14 protein-coding genes are annotated in these 24,424 nt (G+C 69.0%); 8 read left to right on the top strand and 6 right to left on the bottom strand.

Annotated features, from left to right (window positions below):
- Positions 1 to 46 precede the first annotated feature (46 nt).
- Complete coding sequence (locus ACFYOV_RS31430) at positions 47 to 2,590, bottom strand: ThuA domain-containing protein (protein WP_389093661.1); 2,544 nt, start codon at positions 2,588 to 2,590, stop codon at positions 47 to 49.
- A 237-nt stretch (positions 2,591 to 2,827) separates the two neighbouring features.
- Here ACFYOV_RS31430 and ACFYOV_RS31425 point away from each other — a divergent pair, with 237 nt between their 5' ends.
- The 4 genes from ACFYOV_RS31425 (at position 2,828) to ACFYOV_RS31410 (ending at position 6,376) form a co-directional block, all read left to right on the top strand.
- On the top strand, positions 2,828 to 3,820 hold the full coding sequence (locus tag ACFYOV_RS31425) for a multicopper oxidase domain-containing protein (RefSeq protein ID WP_389093588.1): 993 nt from the start codon (positions 2,828 to 2,830) through the stop codon (positions 3,818 to 3,820).
- Between the two features lie 155 nt (positions 3,821 to 3,975).
- Complete coding sequence (locus ACFYOV_RS31420; RefSeq protein WP_389093586.1) at positions 3,976 to 5,016, top strand: LacI family DNA-binding transcriptional regulator; 1,041 nt, start codon at positions 3,976 to 3,978, stop codon at positions 5,014 to 5,016.
- 141 nt (positions 5,017 to 5,157) lie between these two features.
- Complete coding sequence (locus tag ACFYOV_RS31415; protein WP_389093583.1) at positions 5,158 to 5,952, top strand: VOC family protein; 795 nt, start codon at positions 5,158 to 5,160, stop codon at positions 5,950 to 5,952.
- A 178-nt stretch (positions 5,953 to 6,130) separates the two neighbouring features.
- Positions 6,131 to 6,376 (top strand): WhiB family transcriptional regulator, encoded by a 246-nt coding sequence (locus tag ACFYOV_RS31410; protein WP_389093581.1) that lies wholly within the window; start codon positions 6,131 to 6,133, stop codon positions 6,374 to 6,376.
- 135 nt (positions 6,377 to 6,511) lie between these two features.
- Here ACFYOV_RS31410 and ACFYOV_RS31405 read toward each other — a convergent pair whose 3' ends face one another.
- The 4 genes from ACFYOV_RS31405 to ACFYOV_RS31390 all read right to left on the bottom strand — a co-directional run bounded on the left by ACFYOV_RS31405 (position 6,512) and on the right by ACFYOV_RS31390 (position 12,901).
- A complete protein-coding gene (locus tag ACFYOV_RS31405; protein WP_389093579.1) occupies positions 6,512 to 7,486 on the bottom strand; it encodes an acyl-ACP desaturase in 975 nt (324 codons plus the stop codon).
- Positions 7,487 to 7,715: 229 nt separating this feature from the next.
- Entirely contained in the window at positions 7,716 to 8,492 is a 777-nt protein-coding gene (gene ddaH / locus ACFYOV_RS31400) for a dimethylargininase (RefSeq protein WP_389093658.1), read from the bottom strand.
- A gap of 475 nt (positions 8,493 to 8,967) precedes the next feature.
- On the bottom strand, positions 8,968 to 11,265 hold the full coding sequence (locus ACFYOV_RS31395; protein WP_389093577.1) for an ATP-binding cassette domain-containing protein: 2,298 nt from the start codon (positions 11,263 to 11,265) through the stop codon (positions 8,968 to 8,970).
- Positions 11,266 to 11,275: 10 nt separating this feature from the next.
- Positions 11,276 to 12,901: an ABC-F family ATP-binding cassette domain-containing protein gene (locus ACFYOV_RS31390; RefSeq protein WP_389093574.1), complete on the bottom strand. Its 1,626-nt coding sequence runs from the start codon at positions 12,899 to 12,901 to the stop codon at positions 11,276 to 11,278.
- A 313-nt stretch (positions 12,902 to 13,214) separates the two neighbouring features.
- Here ACFYOV_RS31390 and ACFYOV_RS31385 point away from each other — a divergent pair, with 313 nt between their 5' ends.
- Both ACFYOV_RS31385 and ACFYOV_RS31380 read left to right on the top strand, forming a co-directional pair.
- Complete coding sequence (locus ACFYOV_RS31385) at positions 13,215 to 13,886, top strand: GPP34 family phosphoprotein (RefSeq protein ID WP_389093571.1); 672 nt, start codon at positions 13,215 to 13,217, stop codon at positions 13,884 to 13,886.
- Positions 13,887 to 14,027: 141 nt separating this feature from the next.
- Positions 14,028 to 14,228 (top strand): hypothetical protein, encoded by a 201-nt coding sequence (locus ACFYOV_RS31380; protein ID WP_389093569.1) that lies wholly within the window; start codon positions 14,028 to 14,030, stop codon positions 14,226 to 14,228.
- 57 nt (positions 14,229 to 14,285) lie between these two features.
- Here the strand turns inward: ACFYOV_RS31380 and ACFYOV_RS31375 are convergent, their stop codons facing one another.
- The gene (locus ACFYOV_RS31375; RefSeq protein WP_389093566.1) at positions 14,286 to 14,876 is read right to left on the bottom strand and encodes a hypothetical protein; all 591 of its coding nucleotides are present in this window, start codon (positions 14,874 to 14,876) and stop codon (positions 14,286 to 14,288) included.
- Positions 14,877 to 15,159: 283 nt separating this feature from the next.
- Here ACFYOV_RS31375 and ACFYOV_RS31370 point away from each other — a divergent pair, with 283 nt between their 5' ends.
- The gene (locus tag ACFYOV_RS31370) at positions 15,160 to 23,829 is read left to right on the top strand and encodes a DNRLRE domain-containing protein (RefSeq protein ID WP_389093564.1); all 8,670 of its coding nucleotides are present in this window, start codon (positions 15,160 to 15,162) and stop codon (positions 23,827 to 23,829) included.
- Positions 23,830 to 23,926: 97 nt separating this feature from the next.
- On the top strand, positions 23,927 to 24,421 hold the full coding sequence (locus ACFYOV_RS31365) for a hypothetical protein (protein WP_389093561.1): 495 nt from the start codon (positions 23,927 to 23,929) through the stop codon (positions 24,419 to 24,421).
- Positions 24,422 to 24,424 lie beyond the last annotated feature (3 nt).

Here is a 24,424-nt window from a genome sequence, read left to right as displayed (position 1 = left end):
GCGGCCAACAGAGCTCCCCATGCTCGCCCTCGCCGTGTCGTGCGCCTCACTCGGTCCCCCTCGCCAGCCGGTCGGCGGCCGGGGTCGGCCCGCCACCCGTGTAGGTGACCCGCCACAGCGCGGACTTCGTGTCGGAGGTGAAGAAGCCGCGCCCGTAGTCGAGTACATACAGGGCACCGTCCGGACCGAACTTCCAGTCCATCAGGTTCCTTATGCCGTCGTTGCCGACCGGGACGATCCTCTTCAGCGACTCCGCGTGCACCGGGAGTCCGCCGTCCGCGACCGTCCTGGGGTCCAGGAGCACGGCGTGGCGCGGCTGGTCTGCGTCGTAGAAGTCGCCGACGAACCACTTGCCGTCCCAGTACTCCGGCCACTTGGTGCCGCTGGTGCCGGTCTCGTCGTAGCGGTAGACCGGACCGTTCATCGCGGCCTGGCCCCCGCCCCTGAGCCAGGGCAGCCGGTAGGTCGCCTCCTCGGACCTGTAGGAGGGGACGCCGTTCGCGTCGCGCGGGAAGTCCGGGGCGCCGCCCTGCGGGGAGTACCAGATGGTGTTGGCCGTTACCGGCGGCAGGTTCACCAGGCCGTCGTTGTGCGGCGACTCGTTCCTCGGGCGGTCGCAGTCGTACCAGCCCAGCGGCTTGGACGGGTCGGGCAGATTGCGGTCGCGGTAGGGCTGCTTGTTGCCCATGCAGTACGGCCAGCCGTGGTTGCCCGCCCTGGTGATCGCGGCGAACGTGTCGTACTTCGCAGGCCCCCAGGTCGTCGACGGCTGCCCGGCGTCCGGGCCGACCCAGCCGGCGTGGAGGATGCCGGTCTCCTTGTCGACGAAGATGCGCGCCGGGTTGCGCACCCCCATCACATAGATCTCGCCGCGCGTCTTGCCGCCGCCCTCGGCGGTCTCCCTCCCGGTGAACAGATTGCCCTCGGGGAGGGTGTACGTGCCGTCCGGCTCCGGGTGGATGCGCAGGATCTTGCCGTTGAGGTCGTTGGTGTTGCCGGCGGTGCGGCGCGCGTCCGCGAAGGAGAGGCCCTTGAAGTTCGGCTGGGGGTTGTTGCCCGAGTAACCACCGCTGAAGCCACTGGAGTTGTTGTCACCGGTGGCGATGTACAGGTTGCCCTCGGCGTCCCATGCCATGCCGCCGCCCGCGTGACAGCAGCTGTGGATCTGCACCGGCCACCTCAGCAGCACCTTCTCGCTGCCGAGGTCCAGCGTCCCGGCTGCGTGGTCGTAGGTGAACCGGGAGACACGCCGCTCGGCCGTGCGCCTGTCGCGGTCGATCTCCGAGTGGGGTGTGTAGTGCAGGTACACCCACCCGTTCCGCTCGAACCGCGGGTCCAGCTCGATGCCGAGCAGCCCCTCCTCGACCTTGGTGAGCTCGCCGCCGCCGCCCTTGTTGCCGAACACGGTGAGTGCGCCGGCCAGGGTGACCTTCCCCGTCCTCGGGTCGTAGACGTGGATCTCGCCGCTTCCCCGGCCGATGTCCGGGTCGTCCCAGTCGGTGACGACCGGCCGGGAGGAGTCGCCGCCGCCGCGTCCGATGAAGAAGACACGGCCGTCGGGGGCGGTGACCAGGCCGTGCGGCTCGCCGATCTGGTCGTTCTCACCGGGCCGGTTGGGCCGGGTGAGGCGCTCGGCCCGGTAGTTTCCGGTGATCGTCGCCGTGCAGTCGGCCCGCACCAGCCGTGCCGTCCACAGCAGGGCGCCGCGCAGGTGCTCACGGAAGTCGGTCTCGTCGTAGGACGACACCGTGCCGCCCATGCCGGTGTAGAAGGACCGTCCGCCGTCGTAGTCGCGGCACCAGCTCACCGGGTGGTCCCAGCCGTTCGCGCCCGTTCCCGGGCGGTACGTCGACTCGCGCACCCGGGCCACGGTGTGCACCTCGCCGGACGGATTCTTCTCCCAGTTCAGCCACGTGTCCGGCCGCTTCCACTGCAGCGGCAGGCCCTTCGTCGCCGGATGCCGCCGGTCGCCGACCTCGACGGTCGCCCGCTGCACCGAGGCCGGGCCCGACGCGGCGGGGCGGGCGCCGACGAGCCCGGTGAACCAGTCCGAGTACGGCTCCGCGCGGGCCGCGTCGTGGATGCCGACGAAGCCGCCACCGGCCTCCATGTACGCCTCCAGGCCCGCCTCCTGCTCCGCGTCGAGGACGTCACCGCCGCCGGTGAGGAACACGACGGTGTTGAATCGGCTCAGCTTCCTGCCGTCGGTGAACACCGAGGCGTCGTCCGTCGCCGTGACCCCGAACCGCTGGTCCGCCGGACCGGACAGCCCGATCCGCTCGATCGCCTCGATGCCGGCGTTCACGAGCGGCGACTCGTCACCGGCCGCGGCGGACCCGTGAAACAGCAGCACCCGCACGTTCGCGCCGCCTGGGGGCGAGACGATCGACATCGTTGTCGGCGGCGCATCCGGCGTGGTACTCGCGCCGGCGTGTCCCGGCAGCAGCCCGGCGCCGAGGATTCCGGCGGTCACGGCGGCGACCCGTGTCCGCCGTGCGGTTCGCGCCGTTCTCGGCGTTCTCGTGGTCTTCGGGCTCGCGGTGCTCGATCCTCGTAAGCGCACGGGCTGTCGGTGCGCGGGGAACCCCATGTGCGGGGGGAACCGCATGTGCCACCCACCTCTCCTCGGTCGCGGCAACGGCGACATGGAAGCTAGACCCCTTTGCGTCTCGCGCCAATACCTATGACCGGGATGAGCCGAACTTTGTCCTGGGCGTGGAGGAACAGCGGAACGGCGGCTACGGTTCAACGGATTCAACCGGCGCACGACAGTCAGGACTTGCGCGGGCAGTCCAGGCATGTTCCGTACGGCAGGGGGGAGTTGGGCATGGACAGGCGCGGCTTCAACCGGAGTGTGCTGCTGGGCGGCGCGACGGTGGCGACATCGTTGTCGCCGACGGCCGAGGCCCGGAGCGCCACCGGACCGGCGCGGACCGCGCCCGCCGGAGGCGAGGTGAGACGCGTGAGGATGTATGCCGAGAGACTCGCCGGCGGACAGATGGGCTACGGATTCGAGAAGGGCAAGGCGTCCGTACCCGGGCCCCCGATCGAGCTCAACGAGGGCGACACCCTGCACATCGAGTTCGAGAACACCATGGACGTCGCCGTGAGCCTGCACGTGCACGGACTGGACTACGAGATCTCCAGCGACGGCACCCGGCAGAACCGCAGCCACGTCGAGCCGGGCGGCACCCGCACCTACACCTGGCGCACCCACACCCCCGGCCGGCGCAAGGACGGCACGTGGCGGGCGGGCAGTGCCGGCTACTGGCACTACCACGACCACGTCGTCGGCACCGATCACGGCACCGGCGGCATCCGCAACGGCCTGTACGGCCCGGTGATCGTGCGCCGCAAGGGGGACGTACTGCCCGACCGGACGCACACCGTCGTGTTCAACGACATGACGATCAACAACCGGCCCGCGCACACCGGGCCCGACTTCGAGGCCACCGTGGGCGACCGCGTCGAGTTCGTCGTGATCACGCACGGCGAGTTCTACCACACGTTCCACCTGCACGGTCACCGCTGGGCCGACAACCGCACCGGCACGCTCACCGGCCCCGACGACCCCGGTCGGGTGATCGACAACAAGATCGTGGGCCCCGCGGACTCCTTCGGCTTCCAGGTGATCGCGGGAGAGGGCGTCGGCGCGGGTGCCTGGATGTACCACTGCCACGTCCAGAGCCACTCCGACATGGGGATGGTCGGCCTGTTCCTGGTGAGGAAGCCGGACGGCACCGTCCCCGGCCACGACCCGCACGAGCACACCGGCCCTGCGGACTCCGGGGGCCCGCGGGAGGAGGAGCACCGGCACTGAGGAACCCTGCGAGGCCCGCGACCCGGGAACGCGGGACGAAGGGATCCAGGACTCGGCGAACGGTCCGGCCCACCCGTCCTGGCGACCCGAGAGCGCTCTCGTGCGCCGTGGCCGCGGGGCTATCCTGTCCCGGAGCCGCAGGTGAGGAGCCCCCAGTGACCGAGACAGCGCCGCGCCCCACCCTGGAGGCCGTGGCCGCGCGGGCCGGGGTCTCGCGGGCCACCGTCTCCCGCGTGGTCAACGGCGCCGAAGGAGTCACGGACGCCCTGGTCGAGCGGGTGCGGCGGGCCGTGGACGAGCTGGGGTACGTGCCGAACCAGGCCGCTCGCACCCTGGTGACCAGGCGGCACGACGCCATCGCCGTGATCGTCGCCGAACCGGAGACCCGCGTCTTCGCCGACCCCTTCTTCGCCCGGCAGCTGCGCGGCATCAGCAAGGAGCTCACGGCCCACGACAACCAGCTCGTGCTGCTGCTCACCGAGGGCCGCGACGACCACGCACGCGTCGCCCGCTACCTGGCCGGCGGCCACGTCGACGGCGCGCTGGTCTTCTCGCTGCACCTCGACGACCCGCTGCCCGGACTCATCCGGCAGGCGGGCGTGCCGACGGTGTTCGGTGGCCGGCCCGACTGGAGCGACGGCCGGGACGGCGCCGTGTACGTCGACAGCGACAACCGGGGCGGTGCCCGCGACGCCGTACGGCATCTGCTCGCCCTCGGCCGCACCCGGGTCGCGCACATCACCGGCGCCCTCGACCAGACCTCCGCGGTGGACCGGCTCGACGGCTTCCGGGACGTCATGGTGGACGCCGACCCGCGACTCGTCGTGGAGGGCGATTTCACCGCGGGCGGCGGCGAGCGGGCGATGCGCGAACTCCTCGACCGCTGCCCCGACCTGGACGCGGTGTTCGCCGCCAACGATCTCACGGCCGCCGGTGCCCTGCGGGTGCTGCGCGAGCACGGGCGGCGGGTGCCGGACGACGTGGCCGTCGTCGGCTTCGACGACATGGTGCCGCTCGCCGAGCAGACCGACCCCCCGCTCACCACCGTCCGCCAGGACATCGAGGGGATGGGCCGCCTAATGGCCCGCCTCCTCCTGCGCGGCCTCGACCGCGGCGGCGCGTCCCAGGACGACGTGGGGGGCGCCCCGTCCAGCGTGATCCTGCCGACGACCCTGGTCCGGCGCGCCTCCGCCTGACCGGCTGCCCCTGGGTGCACGGCGCCGCGCGCCCGGGACCCGGGCGCCGGTAGGGCCGTCCGGGTGCTCGCCCGGCGATCGTCGGGGGCCGGTGGAAGACTCGGCAGGAGCAGGGGACGGGACCTCTGCGAAGGAGGCACCATGCTCACCACCCACTTCGTCGACGGCGCGCCCGACTGGATCGACGTCGCCACCCCCGACATCGAGGGTGCCACGTCCTTCTACGGCAGCCTGTTCGGCTGGGAATTCCGGTCGGCCGGGCCCGAGGCCGGCGGTTACGGCTTCTTCCAGCGGTCCGGCCGGACCGTCGCCGGAGGGATGCGCAACCCGCCCGAGCAGGGCCCGCCCGCGTGGACGGTCTACTTCCGGACTCCCGATGCCGAGGCCACCGCGGAGGCCGCCCGGAAGGCGGGGGGCAACGTGCCCGTGCCGCCGATGGACGTGATGGGCGAGGGCAGGATGGCCGTCCTCACCGACCAGGCGGGCGTCCCCTTCGGCGTGTGGGAGCCCGCGCTTCTCGAGGGCTTCGACGCGGCCGGCGACGTCGGCTCCCTGTGCTGGGTCGAGCTGTACACCGCGGACATCGCCCGCGCCGCCGCCTTCTACCACTCCGTCCTGGGCTGGCAGACCTCGGCGGTGACCTTCCCCGGCGGGGTCTACACGGCCGTCAACCCCGCCGGCACGGACGAGGACGGCATGTTCGGCGGACTGGTCGCCCTGTCCGACGACCCCACGGAGGCCGAGTCCGGGCGGCCGTACTGGCTGCCCTACTTCGGCGTCGACGACACCGACGCCACCGTCGCCAGGGCCGTCGAGCTGGGCGGCAGGGTCCGCCTGCCCGCCACGTCCGTCGCCGGCGTCGGACGCCTGGCCCGCCTGGAGGACCCCTACGGGGCGCGCTTCGCGGTCCTCAAGGGGGACCCGCGGCAGACCTGACGCCGAGGGGGCGGCGGCCCCGCGGGTGTCTCCCCGCGCGCCGCCGTGCGCTCCCGGCACCGGCCGGTCCATCATCGTCCGGCCGCCCGCGCCCTGCCGCCCCCTCCGCAGCGCCCGGCCGTACGGCGTTGATACGACGTTGATCGAACGTTTGTGGCCGCCCGGCACGCTTCCGGCCATGCACATCGACACGTTTCCGGCGCCCGACCTCGCCTGGCAGGACGAGGCGCTGTGCGCGCAGACCGGAGGGGACTTCTTCTTCCCCGAACCCGGCAGCTCGGTCCGCGACGCCAAGCGCATCTGCGGCCTGTGTCCCATCCGCGCCGACTGCCTCGACTACGCCCTGGCCAACGACATGCGCTTCGGCGTCTGGGGCGGCCTGTCGGAGAAGGAACGAATGGAACTGCGGCGCGCGGGCCGGTAGCCGCGGGGCGCGGGTGCACAGCGACGTGCTCCCGGCCGGGGGCGGACAGCGGTGCAGAACCGTTACGGCACCGGCGAGCACTCCGGCCGTTCGAATCCGGCCGCTCCGCCCGCCGGTGCCTCCCGGGGACGGTGCCTAGCCCGCCGCCCGAGCCGCCATCCGGGCCTTGCGGGCCGCGAGCTTCTCGTCGAACTTGCGGGCCTCCGCGTCCAGGCCGCCCATGAAGAGCCCGAGTTCCTCCTGGGCCTTGAGGCCCTCCGGGCCCAGCCCGTCGATCTCCATGATCTTCAGGAAGCGCAGCACCGGCTGGAGCACGTCGTCGTGGTGGATGCGCAGGTTGTAGACCTCGCCGATCGCCATCTGCGCGGCGGCCCGCTCGAAGCCGGGAATGCCGTGGCCGGGCATGCGGAAGTTGACGACGACGTCCCGCACCGCCTGCATCGTCAGGTCGGGGGCGAGTTCGAACGCCGCCTTGAGCAGGTTCCGGTAGAAGACCATGTGCAGGTTCTCGTCGGTCGCGATGCGGGCCAGCATGCGATCGCAGACCGGGTCGCCCGACTGGTGACCGGTGTTGCGGTGCGAGATGCGGGTGGCCAGCTCCTGGAAGGCGACGTAGGCGATCGAGTGCAGCATCGAGTGGCGGTTGTCCGACTCGAAGCCCTCACTCATGTGGGACATGCGGAACTCTTCCAGCTTGTCCGGGTCCACCGCGCGCGAGGTGAGCAGGTAGTCCCGCATCACGATGCCGTGCCTGCCCTCCTCGGCGGTCCAACGGTGCACCCAGGTGCCCCACGCGCCGTCGCGGCCGAACAGGGTGGCGATCTCGTGGTGGTAGCTGGGGAGGTTGTCCTCGGTCAGCAGGTTCACCACCAGGGCGATCCGGCCGACCTCGGTGACCTTGGACTGCTCCTTGTCCCAGGCCTCGCCGTCCTCGAAGAGCCCGGGGAAGTTGCGGCCGTCGCTCCACGGTACGTACTCGTGCGGCATCCAGTCCTTGGCGATCGTCAGGTGCCGGTTGAGCTCCTTCTCGACCACTTCCTCCAAGGCGTACAACAGCCGGGCGTCGGTCCAGACGGAGGGGCTGCCGAGGTGAGGGGAAGCGATCGTCACGAGAACTCCAGGGGGACGGGACACGAGGGGAGGGACCGGCCTGCGGCGCGGACACCGCGGCGCCGGAAACCTACGGAATCGTAGGCTACGAAGCCGTAGGTTACGAAGCCGGGTTAAGGGCGCCGTAAAGTCCGCTGATCAGCCCCCGGGTTCCCGGCCGAGCGGAGTCGATGCGCACGGCCCCGGGATGCGCAGGTCCCTGGGCCGCCCGGGGGGAGCGGGGCGCCCGTCAGGCGTACAGCTCGCGCAGTCGCACCGAGAGACATGTCACACAGCCCTCGAGCTTCTCGAACTCGCCGATGTCCACGACGACCGGCTCGTAGCCGAGGTTCGCGAACAGTTCCGCGGTCCTCGGTGCGCTCGCCGCCATCAGCAGTGCGTCGCCGCCCAGCAGCACCACGTGCGCCCCGGACTCCTCCGGCACCGGCAGGAAACGCGGGAACAGCGACGGCATGTCCATGTGCGGGATGTGGCCGACGACCGTTCCGTCCGGCAGCGCCGTGACCGCCGACTTCAGATGCAGCACCTTGTTCACGGGCACGGCGACCACCCGTGCTCCCAGCGGCTCGAACGCGGCCCGCACCTGCTGGACCCCGGCCGCGTTGGTGCGCCCGCCCCGGCCCACGTACACGGTGTCGCCGATCTTCAGCACGTCGCCGCCGTCCAGCGTGCCCGGGTCCCAGATCCAGTTCACCGAGCAGCCCAGCCCGGCCACGGCCTCCTCGACCCCGGCGGTCTCCCCGCGCCGCGACTCGGCACCCGGCCGGACGATCAGCGCCACGTTCCGGAACATCACCACCGTGTCCTCGACGAACACGGAGTCCGGGCAGTCGTCGGCCGGCTCCACCTCGACGGTCTCCCAGCCGTGGGCGCGCAGCGCCTCCACGTACGCCTCCCACTGCTCCACCGCCAGGTCGACGTCCACACCCTCCCGCTCGATGTGGGTGACCAGCCCTTCGGCCAGTCGGGGGCTGGGGCGGCGGACCAGGGCCTTCTTGCTGGGCACGAGCACGACTCCGATCGGACGGGTGGAACGGGACCGCGCCGAGGTCCTGTCCGGAGCACCGGTGTCCCTCGGCCGTCGGCGGACCATCATGCAAGGCGGGACCGGACGGCGACATCCCCGGACCCCCATGAGATATACCACCGGTAACCGAACCGCCCCCTGATCCACCCGCCCGCTACGGTCCACCACCCACCCGTCGGGGGGCGACCCGCCCCTGTGCGGCCCGATCGTCCCCCGGCCGAGCCGAGGGCTCAGCCCCGCCACCGCGGCACGGTGCGGTCACCCGCCGGTCGGCCGCGGGCCGCGCCGACCGCCCCGCGGGCCGACCCCGTGCCGCCGGGTCGCCCTGCCGTCCGTGCCGGCCGACCCCGTGCCGTGGGGTCGCCCGGCCGCCCGACCCAGGCCCGCCCGCCTCCTGCGGTCGCCCCCCTCGGCCGGCCACGCGCGGCGGTGCCCCCGCCCGGTCCCGTCACCCCTACGCCGACCGTGGGTCGCGGCCCCGGCCCAGGGCCGCGTTCCCCCGTACCGTCAGCCGCAGGTGCTCCGCGGTGAAGGATCCCTCGGCCTCCAGGAGGTCCGCCGGTGGCCCCTCGAAGACCACCCGGCCGCCGTCGCGGCCGCCGTCCGGGCCGAGGTCGATCACCCAGTCGGCACGGGCGACGACATCGAGGTCGTGCTCGACGACGATCACGGTGTTCCCCGCGTCCACGAGCCGGTCCAGCAGTGCGACCAGGTCGTCCACGTCCGCCATGTGCAGCCCGGTCGTCGGCTCGTCGAGGATGTACACCACTCCGGTGCGGTGCAGCCGGGTGGCCAGCTTGATGCGCTGCCGCTCGCCGCCCGAGAGCGTGGACAGCGGCCGGCCGAGGGTGAGGTAGGTGAGCCCGACGTCCCGCAGCGCGTGCAACCGGCGGCGCACGCCCGGGTCGTCGAAGAAGGACAGCGCCTCGTCGGCCGTCATCCCCAGCACGTCGGCGATGGAGCGCCCGCCGACCGCCAGGCGCAGCACCTCGTCGTCGAAGCGCCGGCCACCGCAGGTGTGGCAGGTCGTGGTCACCGGGTCCATGAAGGCCAGGTCGGTGTGGATGATGCCGCGCCCCTCGCAGGTCGCGCAGGCACCGGCGGAGTTGAAGCTGAACAGGCCCGGGTCCCGCCCCGTCTCCCGCGCGAAGATCCTGCGCACGGTGTCCATGATTCCGAGATACGTCGCCGGTGTGGACCGCGCCGAGATCCCGATGGAGGACTGGTCGACCACCACGGCGTCCCCGTGGGCGGCGGTGAACGCGGCGACCAGGGTGCTCTTGCCGGAACCGGCGACCCCGGTCACCGCGGTCAGCACCCCGGCGGGGAACCGCACCGTCACGTCCCGCAGGTTGTGCCGGTCGGCGCCCTTCACCCACAGCTCCCCGCGCGCCTGCCGCACCGGGTCCTTGACCTCCGTGCGCCGGCCCAGGCACCGTCCGGTCGGCGTGTCCGAGGCGGCCAGCTCCCGCGGCGTTCCCTCGAACACCACCCGGCCGCCCCGGGTGCCGGCCCCCGGGCCCATGTCGACGACATGGTCGGCCAGCGCGATGACATCCGGGTCGTGCTCGACGACCAGCACCGTGTTGCCCTTGTCGCGCAGCCGCAGCAGCAGCTCGCCGAGGCGGTGCACGTCCCTGGGGTGCAGTCCGACGCTGGGCTCGTCGAAGATGTACGTCATGCCGGTCAGGCTGGACCCGAGGTGCCGCACCGTCTTCAGCCGCTGGCCCTCCCCGCCGGACAGCGTGGACGTCTCCCGGTCGAGGCTGAGATAGCCGAGGCCGATCCGCTCGATCCGCTCCAGCGCGGCGACGGCGGCCCCCGCGATCGGCCGGGCGACCGGGTCGTCGATCTCCTTCAGCACGGTGATCAGGTCGGTGACCTGCATCCGCGCGCAGTCGGCGACGGACAGGCCGTTGATCCGGGTGGCCAGCGCCGCCTCGTTCAGCCGGGCGCCCCGGCAGGCCGGGCAGGTGCCCTCGGCCAGGAACTCCCGCACCAGGTCGCGGGTCTTCTGGCTCATCGCCGACAGGTCCCGCTTGAGGTACAGCCGCTCGAAGCGGTCCGCGAGTCCCTCGTACTCGGTGGTCCAGGTGCCGCCCGTGCCGTTCACGGTGACCTTGCTGCCGGGGCGCCCCCGCATCAGGAACTCGCGCTCGGCGGCGGTGAGTCGCCCGACCGGTTTGTGCGGGTCGAGATCGGGGCTGTTGGTGTACGCCTGCCCCTGCCAGGTCCCCGCTGCGAACGGCGGGAACCGGACCGCCCCGTCGGCCAGGGAGCGGTCCGGATCCAGGATGCGGTCCCAGTCGGGACGCACCGTCCGCCCCAGGCCGTCGCACTCGGGGCACATGCCCGACGGATCGTTGAACGAGTACGCCGTCGCCGGACCGGCGCTCGGGGTGCCGTGCCGGGAGAACAGCACCCGGATCACCGACCAGACGTCCGTCATGGTGCCGACCGTGGACCGCGAGTGCCCCCCGATCGGACGCTGGTCGACGACGATCGCGGGGGAGAGGTCCGCGATGGCGTCCGCGTGCGGTCGTTCGTACTTGGGCAGCCGGTTGCGGACGAACCACGTGAACGTCTCGTTCAGCCGGCGCTGCGACTCCACCGCGATCGTGTCGAGGACGACGGACGACTTCCCCGACCCCGAGACACCGGTGAACACGGTCAGCCGGTCCTTCGGAATGCGGAGGGTGACGTCCTTGAGGTTGTTCTCCCTGGCTCCGGTAAGCCTGATGTAGGCGGGCATGAGCCCGACGCTAGGCCGGATACCCGACAGCCTCTGTCGTGATTTCCTTCAGTTCTCCCTCCTCCATCAGCAGCCACCGCGTGATCCCGATCGACTCCAGGAACGGCAGGTCGTGGCCGGCCACGATCAGCGCGCCCTCGTAGGACTCCAGCGCCGTGGTGAGCTGACGGACGCTCGCCATGTCGAGGTTGTTGGTCGGCTCGTCCAGCATCAGCAGTTGCGGCGCCGGCTCGGCCAGCATCAGCGCGGCCAGCGCCGCCCGAAAGCGCTCGCCGCCCGACAGCGTCGCCGCCTTCTGGTCGGCGCGGGCGCCGCGGAACAGGAAGCGGGCCAGTCGTGCCCGGACGCGGTTGTTGGTGGCGTCCGGCGCGAACCGGGCCGCGTTGTCCGCCACGCTCAGCTCCCCGTCGAGGACGTCCAGCCGCTGCGGTAGGAACCGCAGGGGGACGTGCGCCGTCACCTCGCCCGCTCGCGGCTCGAGCTCCCCGGCGATCGTGCGCAGCAGCGTCGTCTTGCCCGCGCCGTTGCGCCCGATCAGCGCGACCCGCTCCGGTCCCCGCAGGTCGAGACCGCACCGCACCCGGGACCCGTACGCGAGCTCCAGGTCCAGCAGGGTCAGCACGCCGCGCCCCGGCGGTACGGCGGTGTACGGCAGGTCGACGCGGATCTCGTCGTCGTCCCGCACGGCCTCCACCGCCTCGTCGAGCCGCTCCCTGGCCTCGGCCAGCTTCTCCTCGTGCATGATGCGGTGCTTGCCCGCGGACTCCTGCGCCGCGCGCTTGCGGGCTCCCATGACGATCTTCGGCTCACGCTTCTGATCCCACATCTTCTGCCCGTACCGCTTGCGCCGGGCCAGTTTCATCCGGGCGTCGGACAGTTCGCGCTTCTGCTTGCGGAAGTCGGCCTCGGCCACGCGCACCATGCGCTCGGCCGCCTCCTGCTCGACGGCCAGGGCCTCCTCGTAGGCGGAGTAGTTGCCGCCGTACCAGCTGACCTCGCCGGCGCACAGGTCGGCGATCTGGTCGACCAGGTCCAGCAGTTCGCGGTCGTGGCTGACCACGACCATCACGCCCGGCCAGCGCTCGACGGCCGCGTACAGCCGTCTGCGGGCGTACAGGTCGAGGTTGTTGGTCGGCTCGTCGAGCAGCAGCACGTCCGGCCGGCGCAGCAGCAGCGCGGCCAGCCGCAGCAGCACCGACTCGCCGCCCGAGACCTCGCCGATCGTGCGGTCCAGGTCCACGTGACCGAGACCGAGTTCGCCGAGCGTGGCCAGGGCGCGCTCCTCGACGTCCCAGTCGTCGCCGACGGTCTCGAAGTGCTCCTCGGTCACGTCGCCCGTCTCGATGGCGTGCAGCGCGGCCCGCCGGGCGGCGATGCCGAGAGCCTGGTCGACCCGCAGCGCGGTGTCCAGCGTCACGTTCTGCGGCAGGTGGCACACCTCCCCGGCGACGTGCACCGTGCCGTCGCTCGGCGCGAGTTCGCCTGCGATCAGCTTCAACAGGGTCGACTTGCCGGAACCGTTGACACCGACGAGCCCGGTCCGGCCGGGACCGAAGGCGACGTCGAGACCCTCGAGGACGGGGGTGCCGTCGGGCCAGGTGAAGGAAAGGGACGTACAGGTGATGGATGCGGTCATGCGGACCTCCGCGGTTGCTCGGAGCGGTCAGGGGCACACGCGTATCGAGACACCGCCAGACGACGACCGAAGGCCGGGACGGCCGGGAGGGAAGCACCGGGCATGAGAAAAGCCCTGTTCCGCAAGGACGGCTCGAACGCCGAGGTCGCACGCTGCGCACACACCTTCGCGGTGTGACGCGGTGTCTCAGGACCTCAGACGAGCAACGTCCTTCTCCAATCGACGGCAACAGGACCGCTGTACACCGTACGAGAGGCCGGATCCGCTGTCAACGCCTTACCGTGATCGCGACCTCACGCCCCGAGGAGGCCCCGTGTCCAACGGCCCGCTCTCGCTGCCGGCCCGGCTCTACCTGCTGGCCTGGGACACCGCGCGGCGGGAGGTCGCCGACCCGGCCCGCCTGCCCCCTCTGGTGCGCGCCGGCGCCCTCACCGATCTGGCCCAGCGTGGTCTGCTGATCGACGACGACGGCATCGCCACCCCGCGCGACCTGGACACCCGCACCGGGGACGCGGTCCTGGACGGGCTCCTGGAGCTGGTCGGCGAGTCCTGCCCGCACCGCTGGCGCACCTGGGTGACCCTGCGCGCCCGGTACACCCTGGACGCGGTCCGGGAGCAACTGGTGGCCGAGGGGTACCTGCGGGCGGAGAAGAGGCGGGTGCTCGGGCTGTTCCCGTCGGTGGACCACGTCCTGGACGGCGTCGGCCGGGTGGACGCCCTGCGCGACCGGGCCCGCCGCATCCTCGACGGCACCCAGCCCCCGGCGGACGTCTCCGGGGCGGACGCGGCCGCCGTCGCCCTGGCCGCGGCGGCGGGCCTGCGCACGCTGCTTCAGGGCGGCGACCCGGCCGGCCACGAGCGGCGCATCGAGGAACTGACCGAGCGCGGCGGAGCGGCGACCCCCGCGCTGCGGTTGATCGTCGGCGAGGTGCGCGGGGCGATGGCGGCCGCGGTGTCGACGCCGTTGCCGGCCGCGGGCAGGTGATCGTCGGAGCGGGGGTGTGAAGCCGTCGACCGGGTGATCAGGACAACGGGGGGGAGCGGACCGCCCGTGCCGAGGGCGAACCGGTGCGGAGTCGCCGACAAGGCGCCGGCCGGCGCCGGTCGGCTCCCCGCCGGTCGTCGCGTGGCACCCGAGCCTGGCCACCCGCGGACCACGCCCGCCACCACCGACGACTTCAACCTCAACGAGGACGGCTGGTCCCGCGGCGTGTACGTCACGCAGATCCCCTGGCGCCTGGCGCCCTCCCCCCGGCGTGCCGACAGCATCCGGATCAGCTCGGCCAGAACAATGGCCGCCGGTGGGGCGCACGCGCGGATTCGATGACATTGGCGTGACGCAGGACAAGGGCCGTCGCAGCGACTTCGGCTTGGCGCTGGGATGTCAGCCTCCGGTCGCTGTCCGGCGGGGAAGAGTGCCGGAGCATGTCGCGCGGCCGAACGTGCCGGTGGCGGTGGCGCTTTGGACGTGTGTGCCGCGGATGGCCAGGGCGCAGCGGGCCTGTCCACCCTTCTCACCGAGGACGATGTTGACGATCGGATCCTTGCCGAGTGGGACGTGGACGGTCTTGCGCCACGGCAGTGCGGCTGCTTTGAGGACGATGGCCTGGCCGGTTTCACTGCGGGCTTGGTAGATGATGTCGGCGGTGCCCTGGCCGGTCACTTCGTAGGTGACCGCGGCGGTGGGAATGCGCCGCTCCGGCGGGTCGTCAGCATCGCCGGTGTCGAGAACGCCGTACAAAACGAGCCCGCCGCAGGCGGCCAGCGCGGTTCCGGCCACCAACAAGCCCGCCCGGTCCGCGCGCCGACGGGAGGGCTCGCGGTCCGGATTTTCGGCGTGCTGCGACAGCGCGTCCTGTCCGGCGCCGGCCGGCGGCAGGTCGTTCGGCGCGTCGGCCGGTTCGGAATCGGCCTGGGTTTCCGTCTCTCCCTGGACTCGATGGGATGGTGATGATATCCGGATTTGGTCAGGCACTGATTATCCCTTCGAAAGCGGTGTTCACATTTGAGTCCGGGCGGTTGTAGCGGATTCCGCGTACGGATGGCAAGTGGACGGAGATAACGGACATCCGGTGCCCGGATTTACCCTAACTGCCTCGCATGTCTACCGACTTGACAGAGCGTCACCAGCGCGAATAGAACCTCGGCGCCACCGTCGATGACCTCCATCTATGCAGGTGGATACGGTTCTTGGTGGCGTGTTGCGGTCCGTGGCATTCGAGGAAAGGTTTAGCGTGAGACCCAGACTGGGCAGGCTCATGGCATGCCTGGTGGTATCCGCGGTGACAAGTACCGCGCTGCCCCAGGTCGCCTATGCGGCACCGGCTGATGACGATGACGGAAAGGGAATTGTCGATACCGTCAAGGATTGGTTCTCGGGCGACGACGAGGGAAACGGAAATCCTTCGCCGTATGACGAACTCGAGATAGCGGACCGGCAGAAGCTTCCGAAGGGAAAGAAGGAGCCGGAGCCGAAGCGGGTCAAGGAGCTGACGGGTCGGCGCACGGCGCACGCGCGGTTCTGGCTGCTGTCGGACGGCCGAATCTCCGCGGAGCTGTCGGCGGTGCCGACGTCGTACCGTTCCGGCACGGGCAAGAAGGCGACCTGGAAGGCGATCAGTACCGCCGTCCGTGACACGGAGGCGAAGGGCTTCGACTTCGCCAACACCACGAACAACGGCCGCAGTTGGTTCGGTCGCAACGCTGACCGGCTGGTGCGGTTCGCCTCGCCGAGCGGCCGTTCGGTCACCCTGGGTCTCGACGGTGTGGACAAGGACCTGAAGCCCGCGGTCAAGGGTTCCACCGTCACCTACCGGGACGCGATGCACGGCGCGGACCTGGAGTACTTGGTCGGCCCGGGCCAGGTGAAGGAGAACCTCACTCTCGCCGAACGCCCCGACGGGCCGGTGAGGTTCACCTTCACGCTGGACACCGATGGGTTGACCCCGAAGGCGCACAAGGACGGCTCGATCGCGCTGTACGGCGAGTTGCCGCACACGCCGGAGCTGGTGATCCCGGCGCCGTACATGACGGACGCGAAGAAGGCGAATCGTTCCGTCTTCGGTCAGACCTACAGCACCAAGGTCACCCAGAAGCTCACCAAGGACGGCGACTCCTGGAAGCTGACAGTTGCACCGGACCCGAAGTGGCTCGGGGCGAAGGAGCGGCAGTATCCGGTCGTCATCGACCCTACGATCACGATCGCGCCGAGCGCTTCACAGTCCCAGGATGTCATGGTCCTGTCGGACCAGGCGTCGCTCAACTTCAACACCACCTGGAAGCTGTCGGCGGGTAGGACCGACACGGGCACGGCCCGGTCACTGATCAAGTTCCCGCTGAGTGAGATCCCGTCGGGTACGCAGATCGATTCGGCGCGTCTGGAGATGTACTTCGACCAGGTGCACACCACCAACGCCAATGACGTCACCATCGGCGCGTACCGGGCGACCGGGTCGTGGAGTGAGTCGACGGCGACCTGGTCCAGCACCAGTGCGCTGGTGGGCGAGTTGTCCGGGACCAGCGTGCAGGTGGACGACGGGGATGCGGGGACGACGGCGGCGGTCGGCTCGTGGAAGCCGGGGTCGCAGACGTATGGGATCGACGGCGACTACCTGTACAACAAGGACTCGATCACCACTGACACCTACACCTGGCAGCCGAAGATCCCGGAGACGGCTTCCTACCGGGTGGACGCACACTATGTGACGGCCTCGGACCGGTCCACGGCCGCCCCGTACACGGTGACCGGTCAGGACGGAACCGCCACCTATACCGTGGACCAGACGGCCGGTTCGGGCGGGGTGTGGGCCTCCCTCAACGGTGGGGCGCAGATCGACTTCACCAAGGGCACGGCCGGCAAGGTCGTTCTCGGGGACACCGACAGCGCGACCGCGGTGATCGCGGACGCGGTGCGCTGGGTGAACCCGGCGACGATCGTGAAGAACACCGGCGAGTACAACCAGTGGCACAAGTTCTCGGTCACGGACACCGTGCAGAAGTGGCTGGACGGCACGGCCACCAACCACGGCTTCGTGCTGAAGGCCACGGACGAGTCGTCGACGGCCCCGACCGGCGGCCCGCGTTATGAGGCGGGTGACGGCAGCGACTACGGCGGCGAGACGTCCACGATTCCCCGGCTGACGGTGACCTACGGCAAGGTCGGCACGACGCTGAACTCGCCGACTGTGGTGCATTCCACCGGCCCGGAGCTGTCGTGGAAGGCGTACTCCAACTCCACCGGTGACTCGGGTCTGGACATCGTGGAGTACCAACTGCACCGCTCCACGCAGCAGGCGTTCACGCCGTCCGCGGCGACCCTGATCGCGCCGGTCGACAAGTCGGCCACGACGTACACGGACACCACCGCGACTCCGACCCCGAACTCCTACAGCGGGGAGATCGGGCGGTCGTACTACTACCAGCTCGCGGTCAAGACCGCAGACGGCCAACTGCTCGGCTCGCCCACGCGCATCGTGGGCGTGCCCAAGACCGGTCGCACCATGCGGCTGATCCAGGGCACCTCCGACGTCGCAGACACGACACTGTCCTCCGCGCAGCCGACCACGAACCAGGACACCATCCAGTCCTGGGGCGTGGGCCAGAAATGGCTGAGCGTGGGCAACAACTCCTCCACTTACGGCAAGACCCGCGCGCTGATGAAGTTCACCACGTCGGACATCCCGACCACGGCCACAGTGACCGAGTCGCGGCTGTTCATGTGGGGCGCGGAGACCACCACCGGCACCGACGGCGCGATCTACGAACTGCGCGGTCTGAACCAGGACTTCGCCGAGACGTCGGCCACCTGGAACAACGCCACGTCCACCACGGCGTGGACCACGGCGGGTGGTGACCACTCCGGCACCGTCTCCGACACCGTCGCGCAGGTGTCGGAGGTGGGCCGCCACGACTGGGACGCCACCTCGCTCACCCAGGGCTGGATCAAGACCCCGACCTCCAACAAGGGCGCGATGGTCAGACTGAAGGACGAGTCGTCCACCGGCCCGCAGGAGCGCACGCTGTTCCTGGCCTCGGAGGCCTCCGACTACCAGCTCGGCCCGCTGCTGCGCGTCATCTACGTCGACTCCACCACCGACGACACTTACTACGCGCCGCAGACCCCGGCCCGCATGACTCCGAACTCCACCTACACGGTGGACTTCACGGTCACCAACACCACCAGCATCGCGTGGGCAGCGGGTGAGCGGCAGCTGTCGTACACCTGGAAGCTCCCGGACGGCACGGACGTCACCAACGGTGGCAACCAGGCCGCCACGGCCATCCCGGCCCTCAGCCCCGGCCAGTCGGCCGTGCTCCAGGCGCAGGTCAAGACGCCGATCAACTCCGACAGCGGCAACAAGCGCGCCGAGTACGTGCTCGGCTGGGACGTGCGCAAGGTCTCCGACGGCAGCTGGCTGTCCGCCGGAACCGGCGGCATACCGCCGCTGAAGCAGAAGGTGGCCGTCGAGGACCCCACCTCCAACACCCTGGGCCTGGAGAAGTTCTACTCCTACACCGGCAAGAACACCGGCGCCGGCTCCACGGTGATGAACAACCTTGCCTTCGGCAACACCGTCTGGTCCTACAATGCCTTCACCAACCCCGGCCGCGGCCTGACCACGTTCGCGCGGTTCGCCTACAACTCGCTCGACACCTCCGACACCGTCTCCGGTGCGGGCTGGTCGGCGCAGCTGGCCGGTCCGATCCGGCTGGGCGGGCACCTGGACTTCCACCCCAACCCCAACGCCAACGCCACAGAAATCCGCCTCCCGGACGGCGACGGCACCACGCACACCTTCCGCAAGCAGGCCGACGGCACCTGGAAGGCCCCGGCCGGCGTCCACTACCGCATCACCATGAAGGCGGGCCTGGACTGCACCCCCGACAAGGACCCGGTCCCGGACGCCTGGACAATGCTGCGCCCGGACGGCACCCGCTTCCTCTTCGGCTGCGACGGCTACCTGACCTCGGTGGTCGACAAGAACGGCAACACGCAGACATACACCTACGAGGAGCGCAAGTCCAACCACAGGCCGACGAAGTTCCTCAAGTACATCACCGACCCGGCCGGCCGCAAGTCACTGCGCATCGGCTACTACCTCCGTGGCGACGCGACCTACTCGTACGTCAATGACAGCGGCGACCTCGTCTCAGGCACCAACCTCACCGACCCCCACATCTACGATCACGTGGCGTCCATCACGGACATCTCCGGGCGCCGGATCTCCCTTTATTACACCGACACGGGCCTGCTCGGCCGCATGGTCGACGGCAACGGCTCAAGCCAGCCGAAGGTCTTCGAGTTCACCTACGACGCCACCCAGGGCAACAAGAACGTCAAGCTGGTGACCGCCACCGACCCGCGCGGCAACAGCACCCGACTGGCCTACAACCAACCGCCGGCGGACGACCCGAAGTACCACTGGTGGACGAAGACCATCACCGACCGCCTAGATGGTGACACCGGGTTCGCCTACGCGACGAACACCACGAACACCAAGTTCACCGACACCACCGTCACCGACGCCGAGAACCACGCCACGAAGTACGTCACCGACGACTTCGGCCGCCCCGTCCAGCAGACGAACGCCAAGTCCCAGACCACGAAGATGTCCTGGGACGCGGACAACAACGTCACGTACCTGGAGGAGGACAACGGGGCGAAGACCGCGTACTGCTACGACCAGAAGACCGGCTACCCGCTCTGGCAGCGCGACGCCGAGAACAACAAGTCCGGCGTGCCGGACCAGGCGACCACTTGCTGGACGGGCACGTCCAACGTGACGGACCCGTCCAAGTGGCCGGCGAACGCCGCGAAGTACGAGTACCAGACGCGCGCCGACGGCTACTCCGCCGACCTGGTCCGCAGGACCTCGCCCGAGGGGCGCGCATGGAAGTTCGGCTACGACTGCTTCGGCAACCTCAAGACGGTCACTGACCCCAAGGGCACAGCCACCTGGACGTCGGGCGTCTGTGAGCCGACCACCAACGGCTACACCACGAAGTACACGTACGACTCCTACGGTCAGCTGACCAAGGCGACCGACGCCAACGGCAACCCGACGACGTACAGCGACTTCGGTCCGACCGGCTACCCGAACACGATCACTGACGCGAAGACCAACCCGACGAAGTTCGTCTACGACGAACGGGGTCAGGTCACCCAGGTCACCGACGCCAACCAGAAGGTGACCACGCAGACCTACGACACCTTCGGGCGTCCGCTGGTCAACACGGTGCCGAAGAATCAGGACGCCGGGGTTCTGATCACGACTCCGGCGCCGGAGTACGACGCGAACGACAACGTCACCAAGTCGACGGCACCGAACGGTTCGGTCTCCACGGCGGTGCACGACAAGGCGGACCAGATCACGTCGGCGACCGCGCCGGCGAACAATCAGACCACTCCGCGCACAACGACATACGCCTACGACAAGGTCGGAAACCTCAAGACGACTACCGAGCCCAAGGGCACTGTAACGACCTCGGACAACACCGACCACATCACCACGAACCACTACGACGCCGTCTATCAGCTCACCGATGTCGTCAACGCCAAGGGCGACAAGCTCTCGTACGAGTACGACAACGTCGGGAACGTAACCAAGGTCATCGACCCCAAGAAGAACGCCACGGCCGACACCACCGACTACACGACCAAGACCGACTACGACCTGAATCACCGGGTCACGGTCGTCACGGACGCGGCAGGCAAGACCACCGAACGGGGTTACGACAAGGACTCGCTGGTCGTCTCGACCACGGATGCTGAGAACAACACCACGACAGTCACCTACGACGAGCGTGGCAAGCGGACAGAGGTCAAGGTCCCCTATGAGGGCACCACAACCCGGTCGACGAAGTACGAGTACGACGAGGTCGGCAACGTCACCCAGGTGATCAGCCCGCGTGCCGTCGCCGCCGGTACAACTACGGCGTTCACCGCCCGTACCGAGTACGACGCGCTCAACCGGGCGGTCAAGCAGTATCAGCCCCATGATCCGGCGGACTCCCGCTACAACGATCCCAATGTCTATACGGAGACCGTGTACGACAAGGTGGGCCGGGTGGCGAAGACCTCGCTGCCGCCGTCGGAGGGCGAGACGGTCCGCAACGACACGATCTACAGCTACTTCGACAACGGCTGGGTCGAGTCGTCCACGGACCCGTGGGACATCACCACTACTTACGACTACAACGAGCTGGGACGACAGACCAAGCGGACCCTGACTTCGGCGGGCGGTTCCTCCAACCGCACGATGACGTGGTCGTACTACCCCGACGGCTCGCTCAAGTCCCGCTCGGACGACGGTGTGCCGGTGGGTCTGTCGGTGGTCCTGGTGGACAACTCCGACATCCAGAACACCTCCTCGACCGGAACCTGGGCGAAGGGGAGTGCCACCGGCCAGCACGGCTACGACCACGCCACCCACGCGGCGGGAACGGGCACGGACGCGTTCACGTGGACCCTCAACATCCCCCAGGACGGCACGTACACGGCGTATGTGAAGTTCCCGAAGGTGACCGGCGCGGCGACCACGGCGAAGTACACCCTCACTCACGCCACCGGCACGGTCGACAAGACCGTCGACCAGAACGCCACCGCCAACCAAGGTGCCTGGGTCTCCCTGGGGTCCTACTCCTTCAACCGGGGGAACGCTGCGAAATTGCAGCTTTTCCAGAACAGCGGCGGTGTGATCGTCGCCGACGGCGTCAAGCTCGTTCGTGACACCAGCGGCGGTCCCACCGACACTGAGAAGAACGACTTCGCCTACACCTACGACCTCAACGGCAACCTGACCAAGGTCGACGACACTTCGTCGACTGCGAAGATCGACGCGTACACGGTCGCCTACACCGGCCTCAACCAGGTCCAGAAGGTGACCGAGCTGCTCGCCGGAACAGAGAAGAAGTCGACGTCGTACACCTACGACGCCAACGGTCAATTGGAGACGGTCACCCATCCCGACCAGTTCTCCAAGTACACCTACGACCTGCGTGAGCTGGTGAAGACGGTCTCGGTCGGTAAGACGGCGACCGACTCTTCGCCGAAGGTGACGTCGTACACGTATACCGACCGTGGCCTGAAACTGAAAGAGATCAAGGCCAACAGCAGCACCGTCGACTACACCTACTACCTCAACGCAGCGCTGAAGTCGACGACCGAGAAGAAGGCCAACGGCACCCTCGTCTCCTCCCACACCTACGCCTACGACCCCAACGGCAACAAGGCGCAGGACGTGGCGAAGAAGATGAACGCCGACAACCACGCGGCCTACCTCGAGTCGACGACCGACTACACCTACGACCCCGCCGACCGGCTGAGGCAGGCGGTCAAAACCGGCACCGGCGCCGGAACGGAGACGTACGTCCATGACGACAACGCCAACGTCATCCGCCAGACGGTCAAGAACAAGACCACTGACTTCGGCTACGACCGCAACCGGCTGCTGACCGCCACGATCTCCGGCGTCACAGCGAGACACAACTACGACCCGTTCGGACGCCAGGAGTCGGTGACTTCGGGCAGTCAGATCATCGAACGGAACGTGTATGACGGCTTCGATCACGTCGTGGAGTCCCAGAAGTTGGACGACACCGGCGCATTGAAGACGACGAAGTACACCTTCGACCCGCTGGACCGGACCGTCACGAAGACCGCGGACGGTAAGACCACGGACTTCACCTACCTCGGCCTGTCCACCGAGGTACTGGACGAGAAGGTGGCCGGCACGCTCACCAAGTCCTACCAGTACAGCCCATGGGGCGAGCGGCTGTCGCAGGTCAAGCACAACAGCGACGGCACGACCGAGGACGGCTACTACGGCTACAACAGCCACACCGACGTCGAGACGCTCACGGACAAGAACGGCGACACGAAGGCGACGTACGGCTACACCGCCTACGGCTCCGACGACGAGTCCGAATTCACCGGCATCGACAAGCCGGACACCGCGGACCCGACCAAGGAGGCGTACAACCCGTACCGGTTCAACGCCAAGCGCTGGGACGCCCAGTCGGGTACGTATGACATGGGCTTCCGCGACTACAAGCCGGGCCTGAACCGCTTCACCACCCGGGACATGTACAACGGCGCCCTCGCCGACATGGGCCTCGGCGCGGACCCGTTCACCGGTAACCGGTACGCCTTCACCGGCGGAAACCCGGTGAGCTTCGTGGAGATCGACGGCCACACAAGCTGCGATATCACCGGAATGTGCGGTGGGGTCTATCGCGAGACCCCGATGATCCGGCATGAGCAAAGCCAGGAAGTCGGTGCGGCCGCAGTAGTCGGTGAGATCATCAACAACAGCGAAGGTACGCTGCGCCACAATGAGGCTCAGCGCGTGGCGACGGAGTTTCTGCGACTCACGCACCCGCGTGCGACCATTCAGAACGAATACGAGATACCAGGCGGTGGCAAGGGAGGCGCAAAAGACGGATCTGCGGATATCGTCATGGTCGAGAATGGCATCATGTACATCTGGGAGGTCAAGTCCGGCAGGCGGGCAAAGGACGAGAAGGTGGCGGCCGATGAAGTAGCCGCTTATGTCGAACGGGAGCGAATGCTGCAAAACGGACCCGGAGGTCAGCGTCTGATCGTCCAAGCCGGTTTCGACATTCCGCAGCTCGTCACTCCCGATATCGTTCAGGCGGACCGTGTCCTGGTGACCGTGTCGACGAACAAGAAACCGAACATTGTAGGAAAGGGCGGTCACGACGGGGCGATCAGCTGGTGGACGAGGAAGAACCCCCGACCGAGCGACCCGGGAATGAAGCCCTATCCGGTGACAGTGCCCGCCACAGTCTGGGACTGGGAGATGAGCCCGAGCACTGCGGATTCCCTGCAGAGGGGGGCAACGTGGGCCGGGGTGGGTGTTCTGGGATTGCTCGCCACGGTGCTGACCGGCGGGGCTGCTACTCCCTAGCGCATACTGCCTGGCCGATATAACGGGAAGCCGGCCCATGTTGCTCCGCAGCGCGGGCCGGCTTCTACCGCCGCATCTGATGAGATAGGTTGTCACCATGAGCGAGTATGTGGACTACGTGGGTGCCATTTCCGTGTCGCCCGCGCTCAACGCTGCCGAGATCCGCTACTTGGAGCGGTTTGCCGGAACACGGAGGATGGATCGGAAGTCGGGGCCTTACGCCACGATCGAAACCCCGCGTCTGGTCGTTCCGGACGGCGACATCATCGACGTGAACAGGCCGCCGTCAGGACAGCCGGGTCTCAGCTGCCAGTGGGCGCCGACGGCTGACGGGTCGCACCTTGAATGGAACCGGAGGACGAAGTTTCCTTTCGCTGCGGAGTGGCTCACTTACCTTATTGATTCGTTCTTGAAGCCGGACGCCGCCCTTCACCAGGAGCTCTTGAACCCGGTGACGGGACGTTACTACGCTCCCGAGTTCCGTGAATTTACCTTTGATCACGTTTTGGACGGCTTGATCGAAGCGCAGGGAGAGGATGGGGATCACTGGCAGATCCTGGTGCGCAATAATTCCGTCAGTGTTCTTGAGTGACTC

The sequence above is a fragment of the Streptomyces sp. NPDC005931 genome (genome assembly GCF_042871235.1).
Taxonomy (GTDB): domain Bacteria; phylum Actinomycetota; class Actinomycetes; order Streptomycetales; family Streptomycetaceae; genus Streptomyces.
The sequence above is the reverse complement of the archived record's forward strand: the minus strand, read 5'-3'. Positions and strand labels throughout refer to the sequence as shown.